General features: G+C 36.3%; 24 protein-coding genes. 5 read left to right on the top strand and 19 right to left on the bottom strand.

The features are described 5' to 3' along the window. The first annotated feature begins 1 nt into the window (after nt 1). A complete protein-coding gene (locus G7050_RS01715) occupies nt 2–664 on the top strand; it encodes an NAD(P)H-binding protein (RefSeq protein WP_166110294.1) in 663 nt (220 codons plus the stop codon). 74 nt (nt 665–738) lie between these two features. Here G7050_RS01715 and G7050_RS01710 read toward each other — a convergent pair whose 3' ends face one another. Next, the gene (locus G7050_RS01710; protein ID WP_166110291.1) at nt 739–1,299 is read right to left on the bottom strand and encodes an AraC family transcriptional regulator; all 561 of its coding nucleotides are present in this window, start codon (nt 1,297–1,299) and stop codon (nt 739–741) included. A 226-nt stretch (nt 1,300–1,525) separates the two neighbouring features. Here G7050_RS01710 and G7050_RS01705 point away from each other — a divergent pair, with 226 nt between their 5' ends. The 4 genes from G7050_RS01705 to hisS all read left to right on the top strand — a co-directional run bounded on the left by G7050_RS01705 (nt 1,526) and on the right by hisS (nt 5,989). Next, nucleotides 1,526–2,782, top strand: coding sequence for a hypothetical protein (locus G7050_RS01705; RefSeq protein WP_166110288.1), 1,257 nt, complete (start codon nt 1,526–1,528; stop codon nt 2,780–2,782). 20 nt (nt 2,783–2,802) lie between these two features. Then, nucleotides 2,803–3,210, top strand: coding sequence for a DoxX family protein (locus G7050_RS01700; protein ID WP_166110285.1), 408 nt, complete (start codon nt 2,803–2,805; stop codon nt 3,208–3,210). 114 nt (nt 3,211–3,324) lie between these two features. After that, entirely contained in the window at nt 3,325–4,227 is a 903-nt protein-coding gene (locus tag G7050_RS01695) for a DMT family transporter (protein ID WP_166110283.1), read from the top strand. Between the two features lie 403 nt (nt 4,228–4,630). Further along, nucleotides 4,631–5,989, top strand: coding sequence for a histidine--tRNA ligase (hisS, locus tag G7050_RS01690; protein ID WP_166110280.1), 1,359 nt, complete (start codon nt 4,631–4,633; stop codon nt 5,987–5,989). Here hisS and G7050_RS01685 read toward each other — a convergent pair. The 18 genes from G7050_RS01685 to G7050_RS01600 all read right to left on the bottom strand — a co-directional run bounded on the left by G7050_RS01685 (nt 5,973) and on the right by G7050_RS01600 (nt 20,604). Then, nucleotides 5,973–6,431, bottom strand: coding sequence for a hypothetical protein (locus G7050_RS01685; RefSeq protein WP_166110277.1), 459 nt, complete (start codon nt 6,429–6,431; stop codon nt 5,973–5,975). The genes hisS and G7050_RS01685 overlap by 17 nt on opposite strands. Before the next feature lie 47 nt (nt 6,432–6,478). Next, complete coding sequence (locus tag G7050_RS01680) at nt 6,479–7,369, bottom strand: hypothetical protein (RefSeq protein WP_166110274.1); 891 nt, start codon at nt 7,367–7,369, stop codon at nt 6,479–6,481. Beyond that, the gene (locus G7050_RS01675; RefSeq protein ID WP_166110271.1) at nt 7,366–7,620 is read right to left on the bottom strand and encodes an HU family DNA-binding protein; all 255 of its coding nucleotides are present in this window, start codon (nt 7,618–7,620) and stop codon (nt 7,366–7,368) included. The genes G7050_RS01680 and G7050_RS01675 overlap by 4 nt, the downstream gene beginning before the upstream one ends. A 12-nt stretch (nt 7,621–7,632) precedes the next feature. Next, nucleotides 7,633–7,914, bottom strand: coding sequence for a hypothetical protein (locus G7050_RS01670; protein ID WP_166110269.1), 282 nt, complete (start codon nt 7,912–7,914; stop codon nt 7,633–7,635). Between the two features lie 168 nt (nt 7,915–8,082). After that, on the bottom strand, nt 8,083–8,919 hold the full coding sequence (locus G7050_RS01665; RefSeq protein WP_166110266.1) for a phosphoribosyltransferase family protein: 837 nt from the start codon (nt 8,917–8,919) through the stop codon (nt 8,083–8,085). Continuing rightward, on the bottom strand, nt 8,897–9,574 hold the full coding sequence (locus tag G7050_RS01660; RefSeq protein WP_166110264.1) for an HAD family hydrolase: 678 nt from the start codon (nt 9,572–9,574) through the stop codon (nt 8,897–8,899). The genes G7050_RS01665 and G7050_RS01660 overlap by 23 nt, the downstream gene beginning before the upstream one ends. Beyond that, nucleotides 9,574–11,073: a helix-hairpin-helix domain-containing protein gene (locus tag G7050_RS01655; RefSeq protein ID WP_166110261.1), complete on the bottom strand. Its 1,500-nt coding sequence runs from the start codon at nt 11,071–11,073 to the stop codon at nt 9,574–9,576. The genes G7050_RS01660 and G7050_RS01655 overlap by 1 nt, the downstream gene beginning before the upstream one ends. 2 nt (nt 11,074–11,075) lie before the next feature. After that, nucleotides 11,076–12,617 (bottom strand): PP2C family serine/threonine-protein phosphatase, encoded by a 1,542-nt coding sequence (locus G7050_RS01650; RefSeq protein ID WP_166110258.1) that lies wholly within the window; start codon nt 12,615–12,617, stop codon nt 11,076–11,078. 245 nt (nt 12,618–12,862) lie between these two features. Then, nucleotides 12,863–13,288 carry a hypothetical protein gene (locus G7050_RS01645; protein ID WP_166110255.1) on the bottom strand — a complete coding sequence of 142 codons (426 nt, stop codon included), beginning with the start codon at nt 13,286–13,288 and terminating at the stop codon, nt 12,863–12,865. Nucleotides 13,289–13,317: 29 nt separating this feature from the next. Then, nucleotides 13,318–14,382 (bottom strand): TerY-C metal binding domain-containing protein, encoded by a 1,065-nt coding sequence (locus G7050_RS01640; RefSeq protein ID WP_166110252.1) that lies wholly within the window; start codon nt 14,380–14,382, stop codon nt 13,318–13,320. A 25-nt stretch (nt 14,383–14,407) separates the two neighbouring features. Continuing rightward, nucleotides 14,408–15,043 (bottom strand): VWA domain-containing protein, encoded by a 636-nt coding sequence (locus G7050_RS01635; RefSeq protein WP_166110249.1) that lies wholly within the window; start codon nt 15,041–15,043, stop codon nt 14,408–14,410. Between the two features lie 30 nt (nt 15,044–15,073). Continuing rightward, nucleotides 15,074–15,712 (bottom strand): VWA domain-containing protein, encoded by a 639-nt coding sequence (locus tag G7050_RS01630; protein ID WP_166110246.1) that lies wholly within the window; start codon nt 15,710–15,712, stop codon nt 15,074–15,076. 115 nt (nt 15,713–15,827) lie between these two features. Then, on the bottom strand, nt 15,828–16,469 hold the full coding sequence (locus G7050_RS01625; RefSeq protein WP_166110243.1) for a VWA domain-containing protein: 642 nt from the start codon (nt 16,467–16,469) through the stop codon (nt 15,828–15,830). Next, nucleotides 16,466–17,005, bottom strand: coding sequence for a transposase (locus G7050_RS01620; protein WP_166110240.1), 540 nt, complete (start codon nt 17,003–17,005; stop codon nt 16,466–16,468). Before G7050_RS01620 ends, G7050_RS01625 begins: the two co-directional genes overlap by 4 nt. Next, complete coding sequence (locus G7050_RS01615) at nt 17,002–17,964, bottom strand: hypothetical protein (protein ID WP_166110237.1); 963 nt, start codon at nt 17,962–17,964, stop codon at nt 17,002–17,004. The genes G7050_RS01620 and G7050_RS01615 overlap by 4 nt, the downstream gene beginning before the upstream one ends. Nucleotides 17,965–18,009: 45 nt before the next feature. After that, entirely contained in the window at nt 18,010–19,107 is a 1,098-nt protein-coding gene (locus tag G7050_RS01610; RefSeq protein WP_166110234.1) for a toxic anion resistance protein, read from the bottom strand. A 147-nt stretch (nt 19,108–19,254) separates the two neighbouring features. After that, nucleotides 19,255–19,941 carry a TerD family protein gene (locus G7050_RS01605; protein WP_166110231.1) on the bottom strand — a complete coding sequence of 229 codons (687 nt, stop codon included), beginning with the start codon at nt 19,939–19,941 and terminating at the stop codon, nt 19,255–19,257. A gap of 108 nt (nt 19,942–20,049) precedes the next feature. Then, nucleotides 20,050–20,604 carry a TerD family protein gene (locus G7050_RS01600; protein WP_166110228.1) on the bottom strand — a complete coding sequence of 185 codons (555 nt, stop codon included), beginning with the start codon at nt 20,602–20,604 and terminating at the stop codon, nt 20,050–20,052. Between the last annotated feature and the right edge of the window lie 41 nt (nt 20,605–20,645).

Raw genomic sequence — 20,645 nt, 5'->3', positions numbered from 1 at the left:
GATGAACAGAAATAATAAAACTGCTATATTGTTAGGAGCTTCCGGATTGATCGGAAGCTTCTTACTTGATATTTTACTCAATAGTGAAGAATATAGCTCTGTCGTTATTTTTGTTCGTAAAGAAATATCCCGAAATCATCCTAAGCTGATTCAGCATATTATTGACTTTGACAAACCTGATAGCTATGTCGGTTTGGTAAAGGGCGATGATTTGTTTTGCTGTTTGGGTACTACCATTAAACAGGCTAAGACGCGTGAAGCTTTCAGAAAGGTAGATTACAATTACCCCGTGAAATTTGCTGCGACAGCAAAAGAAAACGGAGTTAAGCAATATTTAATGGTTACTTCGATAGGGGCTAATGCCGGCTCGTCTGTTTTCTATCTGAAAACGAAGGGCGAATGCGAAGATTCGGTGCGAGGAATAAATATACCATCTACGTCAGTTTTTCGTCCGTCTTCTCTTTTGGGCAAACGTAAAGATGTACGACCTATGGAGAAAGTGGGGGAAGTGGTGATGAAACTTTTCTCGTTCTGCTTAGTCGGAAAACTAAAAAAATACAAACCTATACAAGCTCGCCGGGTGGCACAAGCCATGTATACTGTAGCTCAGGCTGCAACCGAAGGATTCCATATCTACGAGTCCGACAAAATCCACTCCTTATAAAAAAGATATATTTTCACCTGCTTTGTATCTAATTAAGCGGATAAGTTGTACTGTTTTTTGACGTTTTTTATCCTTTACACCTTATCCAAAGGTTTACGTTTCTCAGCTTTAATGTTTTTGAAGTAAGACGGAGTCAGTCCCGTTGTTTTCTTAAACTGGCTACTAAGATGAGCTACGCTCGAGTAGTTTAGTTTAAAAGCTATTTCACTTAAAGTGAGTTCATCGTAAACGATTAATTCTTTTACCCTCTCTATCTTTTGGGCTATATAGTATTTTTCGATAGTCGTACCCTCTACCTCCGAATACAGATTGCTTATATAATTATAATCGAGGTGCAGGCGGTCGCTCAGATAATCGGATAAATTTATTTTCAACTCACTGTTATCATGATGTACCAGTTCTATGAGTATAGTCTTTACTTGTTCTATCAGCCGGCTTTTTTTGTCGTCAATTAATGAAAAACCTAAAGTCTCTAAAACTTCTTTTACGTGCTGTTTTTGCTCGGAGTTTAAATCTTCAATCAATTCAATCTCTCCTAGGGATACAGATAATACTTGCAAACCGAGTTTTTCGATTTCCTGTTTAACCACCATCTTACAACGGTCGCAGACCATGTTTTTTACGTAATATTTCATATATAAAAATAGGTATTTATTAACTTGGAACTAATACCGTCATTTATTTATTAAACACAAATCTACTCAAAAAGATCGTTTATATGTTAGACTATTTCACGAATCTTTTTCATGGCTTACTTATCCTTGAAATAATATAAATTAACTCCAAAATATTGTAACATACTATTATTCTTCATACACGAACTTTGCAGTATCAATTTATTAAACTAAAAACAGCCTCATTATGATACAAAATAAAGTCAGATACTTATTTATAATAATGCTCTTGGCATTGATAAGTACAGAAGCTATAGCTCAGATAGATATTAATTTTCCAATAGTGCAAAGACCCGATTCCGCCGAGTTTGCCAAAGCAGGTAACAAGCCTATTGTTAAAACATCATTGAACGGTGTAATTACAGCGTCAGGATTTTATCAGAATGGCAGTTTCGGTATGGGAGACGGTTCTATTACCATGTGGGCAAATGCCTCACAACCGGCAGATAAAAAGAATCAATTTGGAGGAGATTTGAGAAAGACATGGATCATACTGAAGGCTACAGCCTATAATCTGCCAGACAATTGGACTGCTTCGGGAAGGGTCGAGATTGATTTTCTAGGAGGATATGCCGGGCAGGGAGGGTTTGCAGACGAGAATTTGCTACCTCGATTGAGAGTCGGTTATGTGGAACTGCATAAAAATCAAACCCGAATCCGTTTAGGACAGGCTTGGACTCCTATGGTTGCTACATTTCCGGCATCGGTAACCCATTTTGCAATGGGATACGGTTCTGCCGGAGGAATCGGATTCAGAAATCCCGGATTGTTTGTATATCAAAATCTTAACTCTAAACAAGCATCAACAAAAATCAGGCTTGATGCTGCCATCTTTAGAGGTAGTTGGTTAGGAGCTGCAAGTGAGCCTTATGGTCGCGATGCCGGAGAAATTGGGGTTCCACAAACTGAAGTAGGAGTTTTTATAGAAAATCGCTCTAAAGCTTTCAAATGGGAAGTAAGCTTGGTAGGTCATTACGACAGAAAGCAAATCTACAATCCTTTAACAAAAGATTACACGGGGCTGACAGGCAAAGCTGTCCAGTTGGGAACCATACTTGCATATGATAATATAACACTGCAAGGCAGTGCATACACAGGGCGATCGATTGGACAAATATGGGGAAATCTGCTTCAGTTTGGTGATATAAGAGGCAATGGGGCGTGGGCACAAGCAGGTTATGCGTTCAACAAAAGGCTTAGTGCCTGGTTTATGTATGGGTATGATAATCCGAATGATGGTGATGTCAAGAAAGCTGTCACAGGAGATTCACGTCTGCATAATCAAATCTTTGTGCCGATGCTCAAATACAATTTGGGTCCGGTTAATATCTCATTAGAGTATTTCAGAGCACAGACAAAATGGAATACCGTGAATAATGAAGTTGCTCAAATCAAAAGAACAAGTGCTGATCAGATAGCATTAGGTACAAGTTTTATGTTTTAAATTCTTTAATAAAAATCATTATGAATAATTCATTTATAAAACCGGTTTATTTTATAGCAAGATTTCTCGTTGCCATAACATTTTTAGTAGCAGGTATTCACAAAGTTGTAGCATGGGATGGGCCTGCAATGTGGATGGCATCCAAAGGGTTGCCAATGGTAGATGTTTTATTGGCAATCGCAACTTTTCTGGAACTGGCAGGTGCAGTGCTGTTAATTATAAATTTAAAGACTAAATGGGTATCTGTAATTTTGGCGGGTTTTATGTTGGCACTAACTTTTATGATGCACAATTTTTGGACAATGGAAGGGATGATGTTCCAAACCTCATTTCTAGACTTTATTCAAAATACAGCTATTGTAGGCGGATTATTGGCTATGGCTTTGCTTGCTTCCAAAATGGAGATGCCGGAGGAAGCGTCTAAATAAAAGTTTTTAAATAAAGAAACTGAGTACATGGTTCTTTTGCGAAAAGAGAATAAATGTAGGTGTTTATCAGGAATCGAGAAGAAGTGTTTTTATTATCACTAAAATGAAGAGCATATGAAACTATCAGAAACTTCAAAAGGATACATGGCAACAGTTGCTATCACCCTTATAATCGGATTCTCATTTCTATTCGTGAAAATATCATTGGCACACGCACATCCTTTGGATGCTTTGGCTCATCGATTTGGTATTGCGTTTTTAGCCTTGCTGCCAATAGCAATTTGGGGAAGAAATAAATTGTCGCTAAAAAAAGAAGACCTTTCGTGGGGTCTTTTTATGGCGTTGCTTTATCCTACACTTACATTCGGATTACAAATATGGGCATTGAGTTATATTAGCTCTGCCGAAGCCGGATTAATACATGCCGTATTCCCGTTGATGACTATGGCTATTGCCGCTCTTGTTTTAAAAGAAAAAATATCGCTCATACAGTCTCTCTTTGCCATGTTATCAGTCTTTGGCGTTGTATTCATACCCATTATGCTCGGGGCTGGATCTGACGGATCGGTGTTAGGCTATATATTGATGTTGATTTCCAGCTTGGCATTGTCTTCATACGGTGTCTTTGCCCGAAAGCTTCGGGAGCGCTTTACCCCGTTTCCGTTAGCATTTTTCTGTATTGCTTTGGGGGCTTTGTTTTTCAATTTGTTAGCTGCCGGGAAATATATATATTCCGAATCTGAAAGTAGCTTTTTGAAACCATTATTGTCACTCGAATACGTGGTCACTATCTTGTATCTTGGAGTTTTGTCATCTTCCCTTACATTGATACTCAGCAATTATTCGTATGCCCGTGTAGAAGCTTCAAAGTTAGGTATATTCGCAAACTTCGTGCCTGTTGTCGCCATATTTGCGGGAGTCACCATTCTTGGCGACTCAATCACTTGGATACATATTGTCAGTTCTATACTTATCTTTATAGGTGTACTTGGTGTTAATTGGTTTAAAAAGAAATAACCGTTTTATCTATAAAGTAAAGCTTTATGATGAACGATAGAATAAATTCAGGCGGAAATAAATCAATCATTTTTGAGACAAAAGTAAGCATGTATGTGCAAGTGTCACTTTTGTCACTTTTGTAATCTTTTATGAGTTTATTGTTTGAATAACAATGATTTAATAGGGTGACAAAAAGTGTACAAAATATACCCGAAAATGTACACTTATGTTTGATTTTGTAATCTTAATTGTAACTTTTTTGTAAGCGTAAATGCTGATTGCTCCAATGCACAGGATTAATGTGTATTTTTAGTGCATTCGCTGTTTTGAAACTATTCTCTGGTTGTATCTTTTTATATACCTTTGCATTTGTGCGTATCCGCATAAATATATATTCTTTTACTTACTTATATAACAACTGATGCAAAAACCTTCGATAGTTAAAGGAACACGAGACTTCTCGCCAGAGGAAATGGCAAAAAGAAACTATATCTTCGATACAATCAGAGAAGTATATAAATTGTTTGGTTACAAACAAATTGAGACTCCGGCAATGGAGAGTTTATCGACTCTGATGGGTAAATACGGAGAAGAGGGTGATAAACTATTATTCAAGATCCTTAATTCGGGCGATTATCTTTCGAATATAACGGATGATGAATTGGCAGAGAAAAACTCGAGCCGCCTGACAACAAAAATATCGGAAAAGGGCTTACGCTACGATCTTACTGTGCCTTTTGCCCGCTATGTGGTAATGCACCGCAATGAGATCACTTTCCCGTTCAAACGTTATCAAATACAGCCGGTATGGCGTGCCGATCGTCCTCAGAAAGGACGTTATCGTGAATTCTTTCAATGTGATGCCGATGTGGTAGGCTCCGACTCATTAATCAATGAAGTTGAATTGCTTCAAATTATCGATGAGGTTTTCAGACGTTTGAAAATAAGGGTTTGCATCAAGCTTAATAACCGCAAGATATTATCGGGTATAGCCGAAATAATAGGTGAGCCCGAAAAGATTGTGGATATCACAGTAGCTATCGATAAGCTTGATAAGATAGGCTTGGAGAAAGTAAATGAAGAATTGCAATCGAAAGGTATACCTGCTGAGGCTATCGAAAAGCTTCAACCTATTATTCTTCTTGAGGGTGATAATACCTCTAAATTGGAAACTCTAAAGGAAAGTCTTTCGGGTTCTGAAATAGGCCTTAAGGGAGTTGAAGAGATAGAGTTTATATTGAATAAGGCAAAACTGCTGAATATTGCTTCGGAAGTGGAGTTGGATCTGACTTTAGCCAGAGGCCTTAATTATTACACAGGTGCAATTATTGAGGTGAAGGCTTTAGATGTGCAGATAGGTAGTATTACGGGCGGTGGACGTTATGATAACCTGACAGGTATCTTTGGTCTTCCCAATGTTTCGGGTGTGGGTATCTCTTTTGGTGCAGACCGAATCTTTGATGTTCTCAATCAATTGGAACTATATCCCGAGGATTCTACGCAGGGGACTAAGGTTCTATTCGTGAATTTTGGAAGTGCAGAGGAGGATTATATATTACCCATCATAAGTCAGCTTAGAGGACGAGGTATTTCGGCTGAGATTTATCCTGAAGCTGCTAAAATGAAGAAGCAGATGTCTTATGCTGACTCTAATAAAATTCCTTATGTTATTATCGTGGGAGAAGATGAGATGAGAGAGCGTAAAGTCACTCTTAGGAATATGCAATCGGGTGATCAGCAATTACTTACTGTCGAAGAGTGTCTTAAATTGGATCTGTAACGTTGTTCAGAATGCTGTCGGCTAGTTCTTTAGTTATTCTTACGCTGGCAGTATCATTTATGTTCAGTATTCTGTCTGAAAGACGTGGTATTTTAAGGACTACGTCTTTGGCTATATTGAGAGGATTTACAATCACAGCTTTGTTTTCTATATAGATGTAAGGCCAGAACATTTCATCTTTATAGAAGGTCGCTGAGATATTATTTATGCTAACATTGTTTTTGTATATGATAACAGCTAAGTAGTTTATAGAATCATTATTCTCTAAAATGCTGTATTGAGCAGTATTATCCAGGGTAGGATTGGGTGCTATCTCTTCATGAGAATATATTTTGATATAATAATATCCCCCGCCTAAGACGCACAAAACGAATAATAAAATTAATAATTGTTTTGTCCCAGAGTTTCTCCTTTTATGTCTCGATTTGCCAGATTTTCCCATCTTTGCTTATTAGAATATTAAAATATAAATGTAAAAGAAATGTCCGATTATCGAATCTCTTTATAAATTTCATCACCTAAAACTCTAGCTGTAGATGCCTCTTTTCCGTTGTGCAAATTTACAAGATCAACTGAAATTTTAGGGATTTTAGTTATAGAACCTGCCTGTATTATCAATAAATTATTTACGATATTATTATTCGCATTGTATATATATGGCCAATACACATCGTCTCCATAATAAATCTTAGCAATATATTGCAGAGACACATCTGATTCGGGAATTATAATACGGCTATAAGTGAGAGTGTCCGTATTATCTAATTCCTTGAAGGTTATTTTTTGTGATAACTTCTCCTTGTGTTTGATTGTAGAGCCGGATAGAATAATATATCCAATGCCCAATACAGCTAAAACGATCAGAGTAATAATACAGGTCTTTACTAAATTGGATTTGCGGGGATTAACAACAGGGCTTTGAATCCTATTTGAACCCTTTTCTGATTTATGAAAATTTCGAATTACTATTGCATCTGATTCACTTATTTCGTTATCTGAAATAAGTTCTTTTTCCACGTTTAGCATTTCAGGCTTGGTGTGGTCAGAACTTTCTTCTATAGCCAAAGAAGATTGCATCTCATTTTCTTTTGGATGATCTTCTATTGTTTGTTCTTTTTTTGACTCATTGTTTAAATGAGACAGATCAATAGTTTTATCTATTGGTGCATTACTCCCTAAGTATAAAATACGGTGCGAATTGCCGCTTTTTATTACCCTGAAAAGCCCAAGCCCATCCACTTTGATATGAGAATCCACAACGAGACTCTTTTCTATCTCATTAAATAGTTGACCAATAAATGCGTCAACAATATGTTGATCCAATCTGGTTTGCAGTGCAATAATCTGACTTAGTTCCGATTGATCCGTCTGTTTACTCATTTCTTTCTGGTATTTATACGCTCAAGAAGCCTCTCTATAGGTTTAAAAAAAGTAACCGATGCCGGTTCTGTTTTTTTTCTCCAAAATGAGCCGAAATCAGAAATGTCTATAGTCTTACCCTCGTCAAGTATGGTATACATATTTGACATGGTCGAAGCATAGAGATTACTGATATCCCTCTCAGAGAGATCTATTCCCTTTGCTTTTAAGCTATTTCTAATATTATCACACAATTTGGATTCGTCCATCATAATTTAAGTCTATTAACGGCTAGATAAGAAATTGATTTCTTTTTCAATAAAAGCTACATCTTCAGTATCGATACGTTCTAATATACTATTCAGAATTTCAACCGTAGGGTTTAAGTAGTTGATGTAGTATTCATCATAAGTTTCATCCATTAAGCCTTCCTGATCATGAAGATTTTGTACTGAATTCTTATAATTTCTAGCTACATTCGACATGTCTTCTCTAAACACTTCTAATGTTTCTTTTAATTTAACTAATAACTCCTTCTGGTAATTATAGGACGTTCTGCTTGCCATTTTTTGTTTTTTTATTATAAGTTATAATTTGACTTGATCAACTCAGTGCAAAATTAAAAATAATATTTGCATTAATGAACAAAGACCGGAGATTAATCTGTTTTTAATTAAATTAAATTCCGTTAAATTAGAGTAAACATTTATTCTAAATAGTAATAAATTAGGTATTTAGGTGAGCTTCATTAACATATCAATATTCTCCAAGTAGTTTTCAAATTTAAAATATTCATTACCTATCGCCTGAAAGAGTATATCTCTTTTGAAATCAGTCGTTTGATTGCTAATGAATGCTTTGAATTCCGCTGGATCTGCATTTAATATGTATTTAACAACTCTGGTGTTGAAAATGAAATTTTCATTTTTGATGATGTCGTTCACTTTCTCCAAATCTTTAACAAAATAGTTGTTCAAATAGTTTTCGAATTTTGGAGAAATATTCGAATTTATTAGTTCTGCAAAATATAACATGTAACAATCATTACTGATCTGTGCATCATTGAGCATTTTAATGATAATTCGTTCATGTGTCCCGGTTATTTTTATATCATCCAGAAACAATAACTGCTTATCTTCGACATAGGCTTTATCTACATGAAAACTATCTCCACTGATTAGGTTGTACCGATCTTGTGCCGACATCTCGCCATAATCTTCACGATAGGTAACAGTCCTGTTTATTTTAGTCTCCTGAACAATAGGATATCCATTTTTATATAAAAATAAATTGAGTTTTTCAACGAAAAATACTTTCATAAAGAATGAAGCAGTAGGAATGTATGAGTATGCACTAGGCAGTACAACAATCTGTTTTCCGTTATAATGATCTTTGAAGCAATTTTCAATGAAACGATCAGCAAGAAGATACCCGAATTCTCTTGCAATATTAATTGCTCCGTATTTGAATTTAGAGTAATCGACTGCTGAGAATCCAAACTCATTTTCGTTATCAATAAGAAAGCCACTAAAGTGGGTGATAGTACCTTTATAATTTTGTTCTGATATCATTAATCGTATAATTAGGATCTGTAATTAATAAAGCATTAAAACCGAAGTTCTTTGCCCCTTGATAATCTGCTTTAGGATTATCCCCAATGTGTAAAACTGCATTTTTAGGAACGTTTATGTGGTCATAAACATGTTGGAAGAAATGCGAGGAAGGCTTAGAAGCATTTATCTCGTCCGAAAATATTAGAAAATCGAAGTACTCAAGAATATCCATATTTGCCAATGTTTTTCGAAGTGTTTCTCCTTCAATAAAGCCTGTATTGCTCGACAGATTCAGTACATACCCCTCTTCTTTTAGCTGAGAGAGTATTTGAGGGATATTTTCATTCAAAAAGACAGGCTGATATTGCCCGAAGAGATCGTCAGCTTCTTTACGCAGGCTAATAGCTATGTCCAACGTAACAGAAGTTTCCTTAGGAACTAACTTTTCTAAAAGTTTCTGATACATCTTATTCGCAGATAGTTTTTTTCCGCTAATCATATTGTAACGATCAAAAACATTATCTACCGAGCGTATAAAAGAATCGATCTCCTTTGGGGAGATATTTTTTATATTAAAAGTATCGGCTATTAATTCGGCACGTTTTAATTTGAACTCAGGATGTGATCTTATAAGAGTCATCCAAAGATCAAATGAAATATTTTTTATTTTCATCAATTATTTAACATTTGAACCACAATTAGCCGACCTCCATTTTCTTTAGAAAGGAGTATTTGTTTATTGTCGGTTAATTCTACCGCTTCACCTATTCCAATCTTTTTCCCTTCGGTTTTATCTTCCAGATCCTTCAATCGCTGGTTGATAAGCAGCCATTTATTCTGATGGAAAACAAAATACGCAACAGGCTTTTTCTGATCGTCGGTTAATTTTTCATTAGGCCAAATATTCCTATTAGCATGCCACATATAAAGGTACTGATTATTATAAACCATCAACCGATAATTGTCGGGGGTAAATGTTCCTTCGTGACGTGACGAATATAGGTTTAATACCGGTAATTGTCCTTTATAATCAGTTCCGCAGAACGGACATTTGGGCTTTGTACTATTATCAAAAACAAACCACTTATGCCAGCATCTTGAGTTTTGACAAGGTTGTAAAAGATCAACCGTTTTTAATAATGCATCTTCCCATTCATTGGCTGTTGGGCGAACAAAGGGATTGTGTAGTCCGTCTATAAATGCCTTATCAAATAATTCTTTCAGATAAGGACCGCAGACCGTATAAGGTATCTTTGCCGGATCAGCCTGAGGTAATTGGCTTGCTTGTAATTGAGCCGATTTAACCCTGTTGGATGCATCGGTAGGATGCTCAATAAACAATGCTTTTTCTCCCATCGACAGTTCTTCATCTCTGCCCGAATCCAAATCGTGAACTTTTCCACCTCGCAGTGGATGACGGTATAATAAATACATATATATCATCACTGCCAGAGCATGCCTGTCGGTAGTAATGCTTGGCAATTTACGATTAGGATCATCTATTTTCAGATGTTTTGTAGCAATTACTTCGGGAGCTATAAAGTCGGGTGTCCCCAATACATCGGGGGGGAATTTTCCGGGAACAACAAGTCCGTCAATATCAATAATGGCAGCTCTGCCCGAAGTCGGATCTACCAATACGTTTTTGTATGAAAGATCGGAGTGAGCCAGACCTGCTGCGTGCATACGTTTTACGGCACGGCTGATGCGAATACATATTTGCAGGTATTTAAACCAGTCTCCTCTTTCCTCGGGAGCCAGAAATCGATTTTGATTTTTTGCCGAAGCAAACCATTTGCCTTCTTTCTCACGACCTTTTATTCCAAGGAAGTCATCATTCACCGATCCGTATTTAAAAAAGAAGCAAGGCTGATAAGTTGGGCATACCAAGCCTAATTTACCATTATGTTCAACTATTTTAGTCGGCCAACAATATAGGTCTTGCCAGTAGTCGCCACCTTCTTGTTGAAATATGCGTTCGCGATATATACCTGTTATATTTTGAAGTCGGTCTTTAGCATTAAAATCCTGCTTGTCTCTGAAAAAACCAACTACATATGTTTTATCGGGGCTGAAGTATACATCCTTCATTCCTCCCGAACCTATTATCTTATCCACAAACTGAACCGTTGATCCGTCAGTTGCTTTTATAGTTATAATCTTATCACTCATTATCAATAAAGTATTGCTATCGTTCTGTCATCGTGGTTACCTTGCGACCAAAAATCGAGCCACTGTAATAATTGTTGTGCCGAATCAACATTATCATCGGTCAAATCAACAGTTGATGTAATGTCTTCCCAAAGCTTATTCCATTTTTCGATTCGATTCAAGTTCGAATCAGTCTCAAATTTGGGATCGGTTATGCCGTCAGACATAAGTACCAAGGCCGTGAAGTCTTCTACAATTTCGAAACGTAAGCGTTTGTAAATCTCGGTAGGTTGCATTATTTCCGACATCGTAAGAAAACGGGTTTGACCTGCAAATTCTCCTCCATCGGGTTCACCCATAATTTTCAGGTATTGGGTATCCTTATTATAGATTCCAATACCGCCATCGCCTACCCAAAAAGCAGCAACAAACCATCCGAACTTAAATTTTTTAGAAACCGTCACCAATAAGGTAGTAGCATAATCCTTTATCTGGTTTTCTTTTTCCTCTGCTTCTTTTTCAATATTCTTATAAGCTTTGAATACGGCAGACCCTATAATGTTGTAAAGAGCATCACCTAATTTCTTACGCTTCACATCAGAGCTGTCTTTTTCGAAATCCTTGATAAGCTCATCAACCTCTTTATTGTACTTAGCAAATTGAGTGTTGCATATATCGGATACCGTTTGGCAAGCAATGAAAGACCCTTGTCGCGAATACTTGGCAGAGCCTGCACCATCGGCAACGGTCATAATGTACCATCCTTCATTTTGCTGATGTAAGATGCTGAAATCATCATCTCGAGGAGTACCTTCATGTGCATGAGAGCGTCCACGTTGACTTGCAGCAACTATATCTTTTTGTTCCTTCTTGCCTAAGCCGAAAATCCCTTTGGTCTTTTCTACCTTTATGTATTTGCAATCCGAATCGGGTTTATAGTATTCAATATTAGCCGGAGTAGGGATGTTATTCCATAAAGAACGAGGATCGGGATTAATAATAAGAGTGATCGTACGTTCGAATATGGGATCGCCTTCGCTCCATTCGTTGCGTTTGCATTTAAGGGTGATACGATGATCCCCTGCCTTATTGGGTATACCTTCGATCAGATCAGTTGATGGATTGAATTTTAATCCGATTTCGTCTAAACCGATCAATTCAAAATCTCCGATATCTGCTATTCCAAAAACGGTAATGTCGAACAGACATTGGTAAGGTTGGTTCACTTTTCCGTTTTGAAGCTGTATATGCTTAGCTTTCAGTTTACGGTCCAGGTCATTGTCTTTAGAATCAATGTAGGGATTAACTGTTTGACGAGCTTTAGTTTCTTCGTCCTCGGGTATATTGGGTATAGTTGCCATATTTATATCATTATCGGTGTTATTTAAATTCGGCTCATCGCTATCAACCACCTCATCTTCTGATTCTAAGGACAGGTTGTTTACATATTCTTTCCATTTCAGTAAAAGAAATTCTCTGACATCTTCCTGTTCGAAGAACTCAGGGAGTTTCTCTTTATATTCAGTTTGAATATTCAGATAAGAAATCATCTTTTCAAAATCCATAGTAAATCATCTAAAATATTTATATAGAGAGGTTACGAAGCTTACAAAAACTAAACAATAAAGTTACAAAACCAGATTACAATTCGATTAATTATGTCTGTTTTTGTAATTTTTGTAAATTGTTGATATATAGGTTTTAAAGGTTGAAAACATTACAAAAGTAACACTTTTTAGATGCTTTCTTTTTTTTATTTATATCAACGAGTTATACTTATTTTCAATAGATAAAAGCCGAATTTAACTATTTACTTATATTTATAATTTTTATGTCCATCCTGTATTTCGGTCAGTTTGACATTTTTTAATGGAATACACTTATTTGAGTTTATTATTCTTGATCTTTCTCCACAAATAAGGGAATCTCTGACAAAAACCTGATCTGCATAAAATACTGTTTTCTTTTTACTTTTTTCTGTAATTCTTATTTCTAGAGAAGGACTCTTTTTTAAGATTTTAGCTTTATTATTTTTATCTACACAGAAAATGACATCTGCTTTATTTGTTTGATATTCTATTGTACCCCAAGCCGGAGTGTTTGTTTTTACCCTATTTAATTGTCCAGGATCATTGTCTCTGAATTGTTCTTCAAAACTATCAAGTGGAATTTGATAGGTTGAACAACTTGATAATATTATTGTAAGTATTGATGTAAATATTATTTGTAATCTCATTTCTGCTGTTTGCTTTTATTAAATATTTCTTAACCTCTGGTGCGTCCTATATCCATTCCTCCGTCTGAGCCTTTAAATGAAACCTGAATTCCACACCATGGACAATGGCTCATCGGTTCATCACCTACACACATGATACTTCCGCACATACAAAGCCCTATGGCAATATGATTACTGCAACAAGGGCAAGATGGAAATCCAATCAGCTCATCCGTACTTATTTTGCTTCCGCTTAAGCTGCCATTTGCATAACCGTCTACCATATCGAAGTACGAATTATCAATAGGGTAAGCTCCTACAAATTTAAATTTATGACCTCCCAATCTGGTTAGATGAGAAAAATCATTAGAGGCTAATCTTTTTTGATATTTCAGAAGATAAGGTTGTGATGTCTTTTGACATTTACCTAATATAACGGCAAAATTTTCATCTACCTTTATGGGAGCATTCATCTCCATCTCTATTTTGTTGAGTATATCATCCGAGAAAGGAGCAAGCTTTAAGTCATCGCTGCTCAGATCGCTGATACTCATACTGGTTGTTTTGATAGAGGCAGTAACCCATTTAAAGAATTCCTTAAATGAAACTTCGTCTGTATCTTTTAATTGAAGAACATTATCCGTAATCTGAGTCAATATTCTGGTATCCATATTATCACCTATGGAGATTGCTATTAAGTTGGCTCCTTTTCGAAACTTCTCGTTCCATTTGCTAAAGGCTGTATCCGTGAAATCGGTCGGTGCTCCATCTGTAAATAAAAATACAATGGGCTTCCAGTCACCTTTGGCTTCCAATGTCGTTTTTCTTATCGAAAGATCCATATCATTCATCAGAAAACTCATTGCGTTACCAAGCGAGGTACCACCTCCAATCGGTAATTTAGGAGGATAGAAATTATACAATTCCTCCATTGAATTGAGCTTTTTAGCTTTGCCCGCAAAAGCAATAATGGAAATACAAACGGTTTCCAATGCATACGGATCGGTGCGAAGCTCTTTTATAATGGCTTCCATACCCGATTGTACATGCTGAAGAGGTTCTCCGATCATCGATTCGGAAACATCAATTAAAAAGTATATAGGTAGTCGTCTCATAGGTGTGCTTGGTTTGAAAAAATAATTAAATAACAGTATGTATTTCGGGAGGTGGAGGTGGCAATGCTATGTCATTACTTGTTCCAACGCTTCTGTTTCCAACACTTACCGAAGCCGATACCCATTTGAAAAACTGACGGAATGTTGAACTGTCGGTTGTATCTAAAGAATATACCTGATTGGTAAGAGCCAATAATGGCTGTGTATCTGCTTTTACTCCGGCAGCACAAGCTATGATACTTGCAAAATTGCGTTTCTTTACTTCAGGTATCATCTGGTTGTATTTCTGCAAATCGGAAGGCTTACCATCTGTCATAATAAATAGTAGAGGCATCCAGTCACCTTTTTCGTCCGAAGTGCTGAGTTTTACTTCCGCATCAACTTTTTTGCATAGCATTTCAAGAGCCTCACCCAGATGTGTTGGTCCCGACTCCGGTGTAACTATTTCGGGTAGTTGCAGATTTTCCAACTCGGTTAGAGGAAGTATTTGCTTTACTTCTCTGTCGAAAGTAATGATGCTCATAAAAACCGATTCAAGAGCAAAAGGATCTTGTCTAAGGCTCGAAACCATAGATTCCAGCCCTACTTTTACCGACTCGATGGGTTCACCACGCATCGATCCCGATGTATCTAATAATAAATATACAGGTAATCTTCTCATATCTATTTATATCTTATGTTAGTGTAACTATTATAATACAATATTTACTTCAGGAGGTGGAGGAGGCAATTCGCTCAAACCTGAGATTTCCTGTCCGCCTGATTCTATTTTCTGACTACCGAAGCTTATAGATGCTGATACCCATTTGAAAAATGCTTTAATGGTTGCACTATCGGTATTATCTAATTGTACTACTGTTTCTGTAATTTGTTTTAGTATGGAAGTGTTTGCATTCTGACCGGCAGCACAAGCTATAACCATACCATATTTCTGCTTTTTGAATTCGTTCAGTCCTTTTTGCCAGTCGTCGGTTGGAGCACCATCTGTCATAATAAATACGAGAGGTTTCCAATCACCTTTTTGTTTGACTGTTGTTTTTTCAACTTCTTTATCTATTGTTTTAGACAATACGCCTAAAGCTTCTCCTAAAACTGTTGTTCCGTTAGCTTTAAGGTCAGGCATCTGAAACATCGACAATTCGGTCAATGGAACTATTTGTTTTACCGAAGAATCAAAAGTGATTATACTCAAATAAGCAGTTTCTAAAGCGTATGGGTCTTGACGTAAGGTTGAGATCAGAACTTGTACGCCATTCTTTACCGCTTCAATAGGCTCACCGTGCATCGATCCCGATGTATCTAAAACTAAGTAAACAGGTAATCTTCTCATGTTATTTAGGTTTTATGTTTGTCTCAAGTAATTTCAACTATTTATTTCAATATTTTATAAAAGATAGCTACCCCCGCTTTATATCTTCAAAAGCAATATAGAAAAATATGTGACTTTAAAGAATATTGATATCGGGTGGAGGAGGGGGCAGTTCATCCAAGCTCGATATGCCAAGAGTATCTCCATTTGTTTCGACTTTCAGCGAAGTTGTTCCGATAGAAGATGACATCCACAGGAAAAAACGAGACATACTGTCTTCATCGGCTTTCTCTAGACTGATAACATGAGGGGTTATTTGCTTCAATGTAGAAGTGTCAGCATGGCTTCCTGCTGCACAAGCAACAGTATACGCAGTTTTACAGGTCGAAAAATAATCAGCTCCTTTTTTCCAGTCATCAATCGGAACTCCATCCGTCATAATAAATACAATAGGTTTCCAGTCACCTTTTTCTTCCATTGTATTTTTTTTGATTTCCGAATTTATTCTGTCTGTAACCAATCTAAGGGCAGCCCCAAGAGCAGTTTGTCCCGTAGCTTGCAATTCACTCATCTGAAATGATCCCAGATCAGTTAATGGTACCAATACCTGTGCCGTATTACTGAATGTAATAATACTTATATATACGCTTTCTATCGCTTGTGGATTTTTACGCAATGCCTTTATCATGGTATCGATACCTTTTCTTAAGGCTTCGATAGGCTGACCTTTCATAGAGGCAGAAGTATCCAGAAGCAAATATACAGGAAGTCGTCTCATATGGTTTTATTTATATAGTAATCGTCCGATTGCCAATTTATAGGATTATTGGCTATATAATCGGTAATATTATTATATGATTTTTCGTTTCTGATAATATGTTCGTAATAATTGCGTTGCCAGATTTTTTGTCCGGATATATTATCCATTTTATTACATTTTTTTGTAGAAATAGATTTAAACGAACCTATTATGTTGCCGAGTGTAGGGGCTGGGCTCTGCCCTGCCCATGTATCTATTTCTATTATTGCATGAAAATGGTTGGGCATAATGACATATTCATGTAAAATAATATTAGGAAAAAGGTTAGGCAATGATATCCATTGTTCTTCGATAATCTCACCATATTGAGATAACTTAATATAATAATCATTGAGGGCAAGGCAGAGCCCAGCCCCTACAGTTTTTCCGATAACCTCACCAAATAAACATATTCTATCTTGTGTACATATGGTAACAAAATACATTCCCGATGAGGAATAATCATATCCCTGTAATCGAATTGTTCGCCGGCTTGGTAATGTATCGGTTGTCATATCATTTTTGTTTCGATCATCGTTCGAAGCGTATTGGCTTGAATATCAATATTCTCTAGGTCTGCCAGAAAATCAAGCTCAGTTATCCTTTTCAGATTCTCGCCTAAAAGCAAATTAATATCAGAATCGATATGTCTCAGATTGAATTTGATATCTCTTTCCAGCTGAAGATTTTTCTGCATAAGTTCCTTTATCGATCGTTCCTTCTTAGATGATTCGCTTTCCCATTCCTTGTATGGGAATACGTTTATATCGCAAGGGAGAAAATTATTTCTAGTGGGTTGAAACGAAAAGTAACTCTCCTCGTTCTGTATCTTATAAATCTCCATCAATGTATTATTGATTCTTATACCGAAACAAAACTGTACTTTATAACTTTCTTTTACAAGAGCTGTCAATAGTTTTTTATTTATAACCCCGAATGTGTTTCTATAAGCGTCCGAATGATTATAGGATGTTAATGAATCTAACAATTGAGGATCAGCATCAAAGAAGTAATCCTTGTAATATTTAATACTGAAGGCATTAATATTATCGGTATAAGGATATTCTGAAGACTGAGATGATAATGCCTTATGCAAATTATAGATAGACCTGGTGATGCGTTGAGCTTGTTGTAACTTCTCAGCCTCAAATCCCCCCTCCTGAGTAATAGCCTGTCTGAGTTTGCCAATCATATCATTATTTAGCTCAATCTCATTTTCCATACTATTTACAATGCGCTCATTCTTCTTTCTGATTTTATCCAGAAGGTCGATAAGTGTGCTTGTAAATTGAATATGGTACAATTCAAGCTTATTAATATCCATGTCGGGGTTTTCCTCAAAAAGTTTATGAATGACCTGACTTTGCAAATAAATTTTCATGATTGTCTGATCCTCAAAGAAAGTAATGAGGTCATATAATCTCTGAATTATTTTATCCGAAGCATCTAATATCTCTGTTCTGTTATCGGTCATTTATAAATGGGGTCCTTTCCAAGAAATAAAATAAGGTTTGTTGCCTTAACGAATTCCTTGAACGTTCTTTCTTAATTCTGTTTCTAATGTTTGCAATTCTTTATCTAACACCTGACGGTTACGCATACCTTCTTCGTGAATCTTTTTCACTTCGTCTAATGTGCTGATAAGCGATTGAGTTGTTTTTTTCAATGTATCGATAGATACTACCGTGTTTTCATTTTCGCGAGCTACCTCAATACTGTTTTGACGAAGTAGTTCAGCATTCTTCTCTAATATAGTGTTAGTGGTTTCTGCTACCTTACGTTGCATTTCCACATTTGCTTTCTGTCTGTATAACGCAACGGCAATAGTCAATTGATTTTTCCAAACAGGTATTGTTGTAGAAATAATCGATTGAGCTTTGTCTGCTATGGCTGTATTGTTGTTTTGAACCACACGTATTTGTGCAAGCGATTGCATCATTACATAGCGAATGATTTTCATGTCGGCAAGACGTTTGTCGAGACGCATGATATATTCTCTAAGATCGGCAATCTCATAATCTTTGTAGTTAGCAGGATTACCTTCCATCTCTGCCAATTTCACTTGCAGTTCCTGAAATTTCAATTGACCTGCAATTATAAGTTGTTCTATTTGTTTGATATATTCAACATTGTTGTCGAACATAGTCTGTAGAGCCGTATTGTCTTTCAATGAATTGATGCGACCGGCTTTAATTTTATTTGATATCTTGTCGACATTCGAAATAACAGTGTCGTATTTCTGGAATATTCTCTTTACGTTAACAACTAAATTCTTCAATAATGGAACTTTACTCAGAAAAGCTTTGAATCCACTCTGATTCAACTCGTCTACATCTATATAATTCAGTTCGGTAAGAAGGTCGCTTATATGTGTGCCAACTTCACCTGAATTAAATGTTCTGACCGAGTTCAGAAAGTCATTACTGTATTTTTCCATTGTCGATTGTAAATCGACTCCATAGTTTAGAACTGAGTTTACATCGGTTACTACTAAGCTTTTATTTAATTCTGATAACCTGCTTATTTCATTTTGATCGAGATTCTCCAGATTTATATTTCCTTGATTGTCTATTCTTTGAAGAGATGGAGTCGGGATGTTATTATTAGTAGTATCCATATTGTATTTTCAATTATAACTATTTGTTGTATTTAATCTTGCCAAAGTAACAAAAAGGTCTTAGACCTTAAAATCCTTTTTGCTCAAATGTAATCTTGATAAAGTTACAAAAAAGCAAAAAGGATAGGAATATATTATGCTTAAAAATTATTTAGCATAGTTTTGCGTGATACGTTGGATGGTTTGTCCAAGGAATACATCTTCGAATGCATCACCAATCGCATTGAACTTCCAATCGTCACCTTTTTTATAAAGTTCACCCATAATAAGAGCTTTTTTACCTCTGTATTGAGGTTCAGAAACTACATTATATTCAGCATATACGCTATCAACTTTGACAGGGGTACCTTCGTACATTCTTATTTTCGCATAAGGAACCTGAGAGAAATCTTCTTCGCCCACACTGTTCAGAAAGAAGAAAATACGGTGTACATTAGTACCTAATTTAGAAAGGTCTACAGTGATAATTTCGTTATCCAAACCATCGTCTCCACCTTTATCTCCTTCAAGATCATCACCAGTGTGACGCATTGCTCCTGTAATTGAAACAAGCTTTCCGGCATTTAATCCGAATTGAGCAAGAAGTTCGGGTCTGTATAATGGAGAATACAGGTGATCCACCAAATTACCATTTTCGTCATACATTACACAACTCAAATCTAAGTCTACATCTTTGCTTTTGGTTACAGTCTTTTTGCCGAAGCCAAGAAAACCGCCTTCTTCAGCTTGATATTCGATTGCTCCCCAGTTCACACCCACACAAAACTGAACCAGTTTTGCTCCTGAACTTTTCTCTAGATTTATACGTTGACCTTTCTGTAAATTAATTGCCATAGCTGTATTTTATTAATGTTATTTTATAAGTTATTGTAGGCTTCGATTGTGTAATTTCTTAAAACACACAATCTGTTTCGTTAGTAATAATAAGTTGGGTTAGAGACCTTAGCTATATTTCTGTAAATAATCTGCCAAACCTCCTTTTTGACCGACACCCACAGCTTCGAATTTCCATTCGCCATTGCGTTTGTATAAACGACCAAATTCCACAGCTGTTTCTATCGAAAAATCTTCCTCTAATTCGTATTTCAGAAGCTCTTCGTTATTTTCAGGATTGTATATTCTGACGAATGAATTACGAACTTGTCCGAAATTTTGTTTGCGGCTTTCTGCCTCATGAATCGTTACGATGAAACATATTTCAGTCGCCTTAGCATCTATTTTCGACAAATCGATTTTTATAGTTTCGTCATCTCCATCCCCTTCACCGGTAAGATTGTCGCCTGTATGCTCTACAGAACCATCGGGTGATTTAAGGTTATTATAGAATACAAAAAACTCGTCAGAAAGAATCTTCTTATTATCACCTAAGATAAAAACCGAGCAATCTAAGTCGAAATCGACTCCTGTACTTGATGAATTGGTATCCCATCCAAGACCTACAACGAATTTCGGCAATTTCACCTCGGTGCGTTGTCCTTTTTCTAAATTTATAGCCATAATTATAATCAGTTATCAGTTATCAATTAACAGTTATCCGG

The sequence above is a fragment of the Dysgonomonas sp. HDW5A genome, assembly GCF_011299555.1.
Classification (GTDB): domain Bacteria; phylum Bacteroidota; class Bacteroidia; order Bacteroidales; family Dysgonomonadaceae; genus Dysgonomonas_A.
This window is presented reverse-complemented; position numbering and strand designations above follow the sequence as displayed.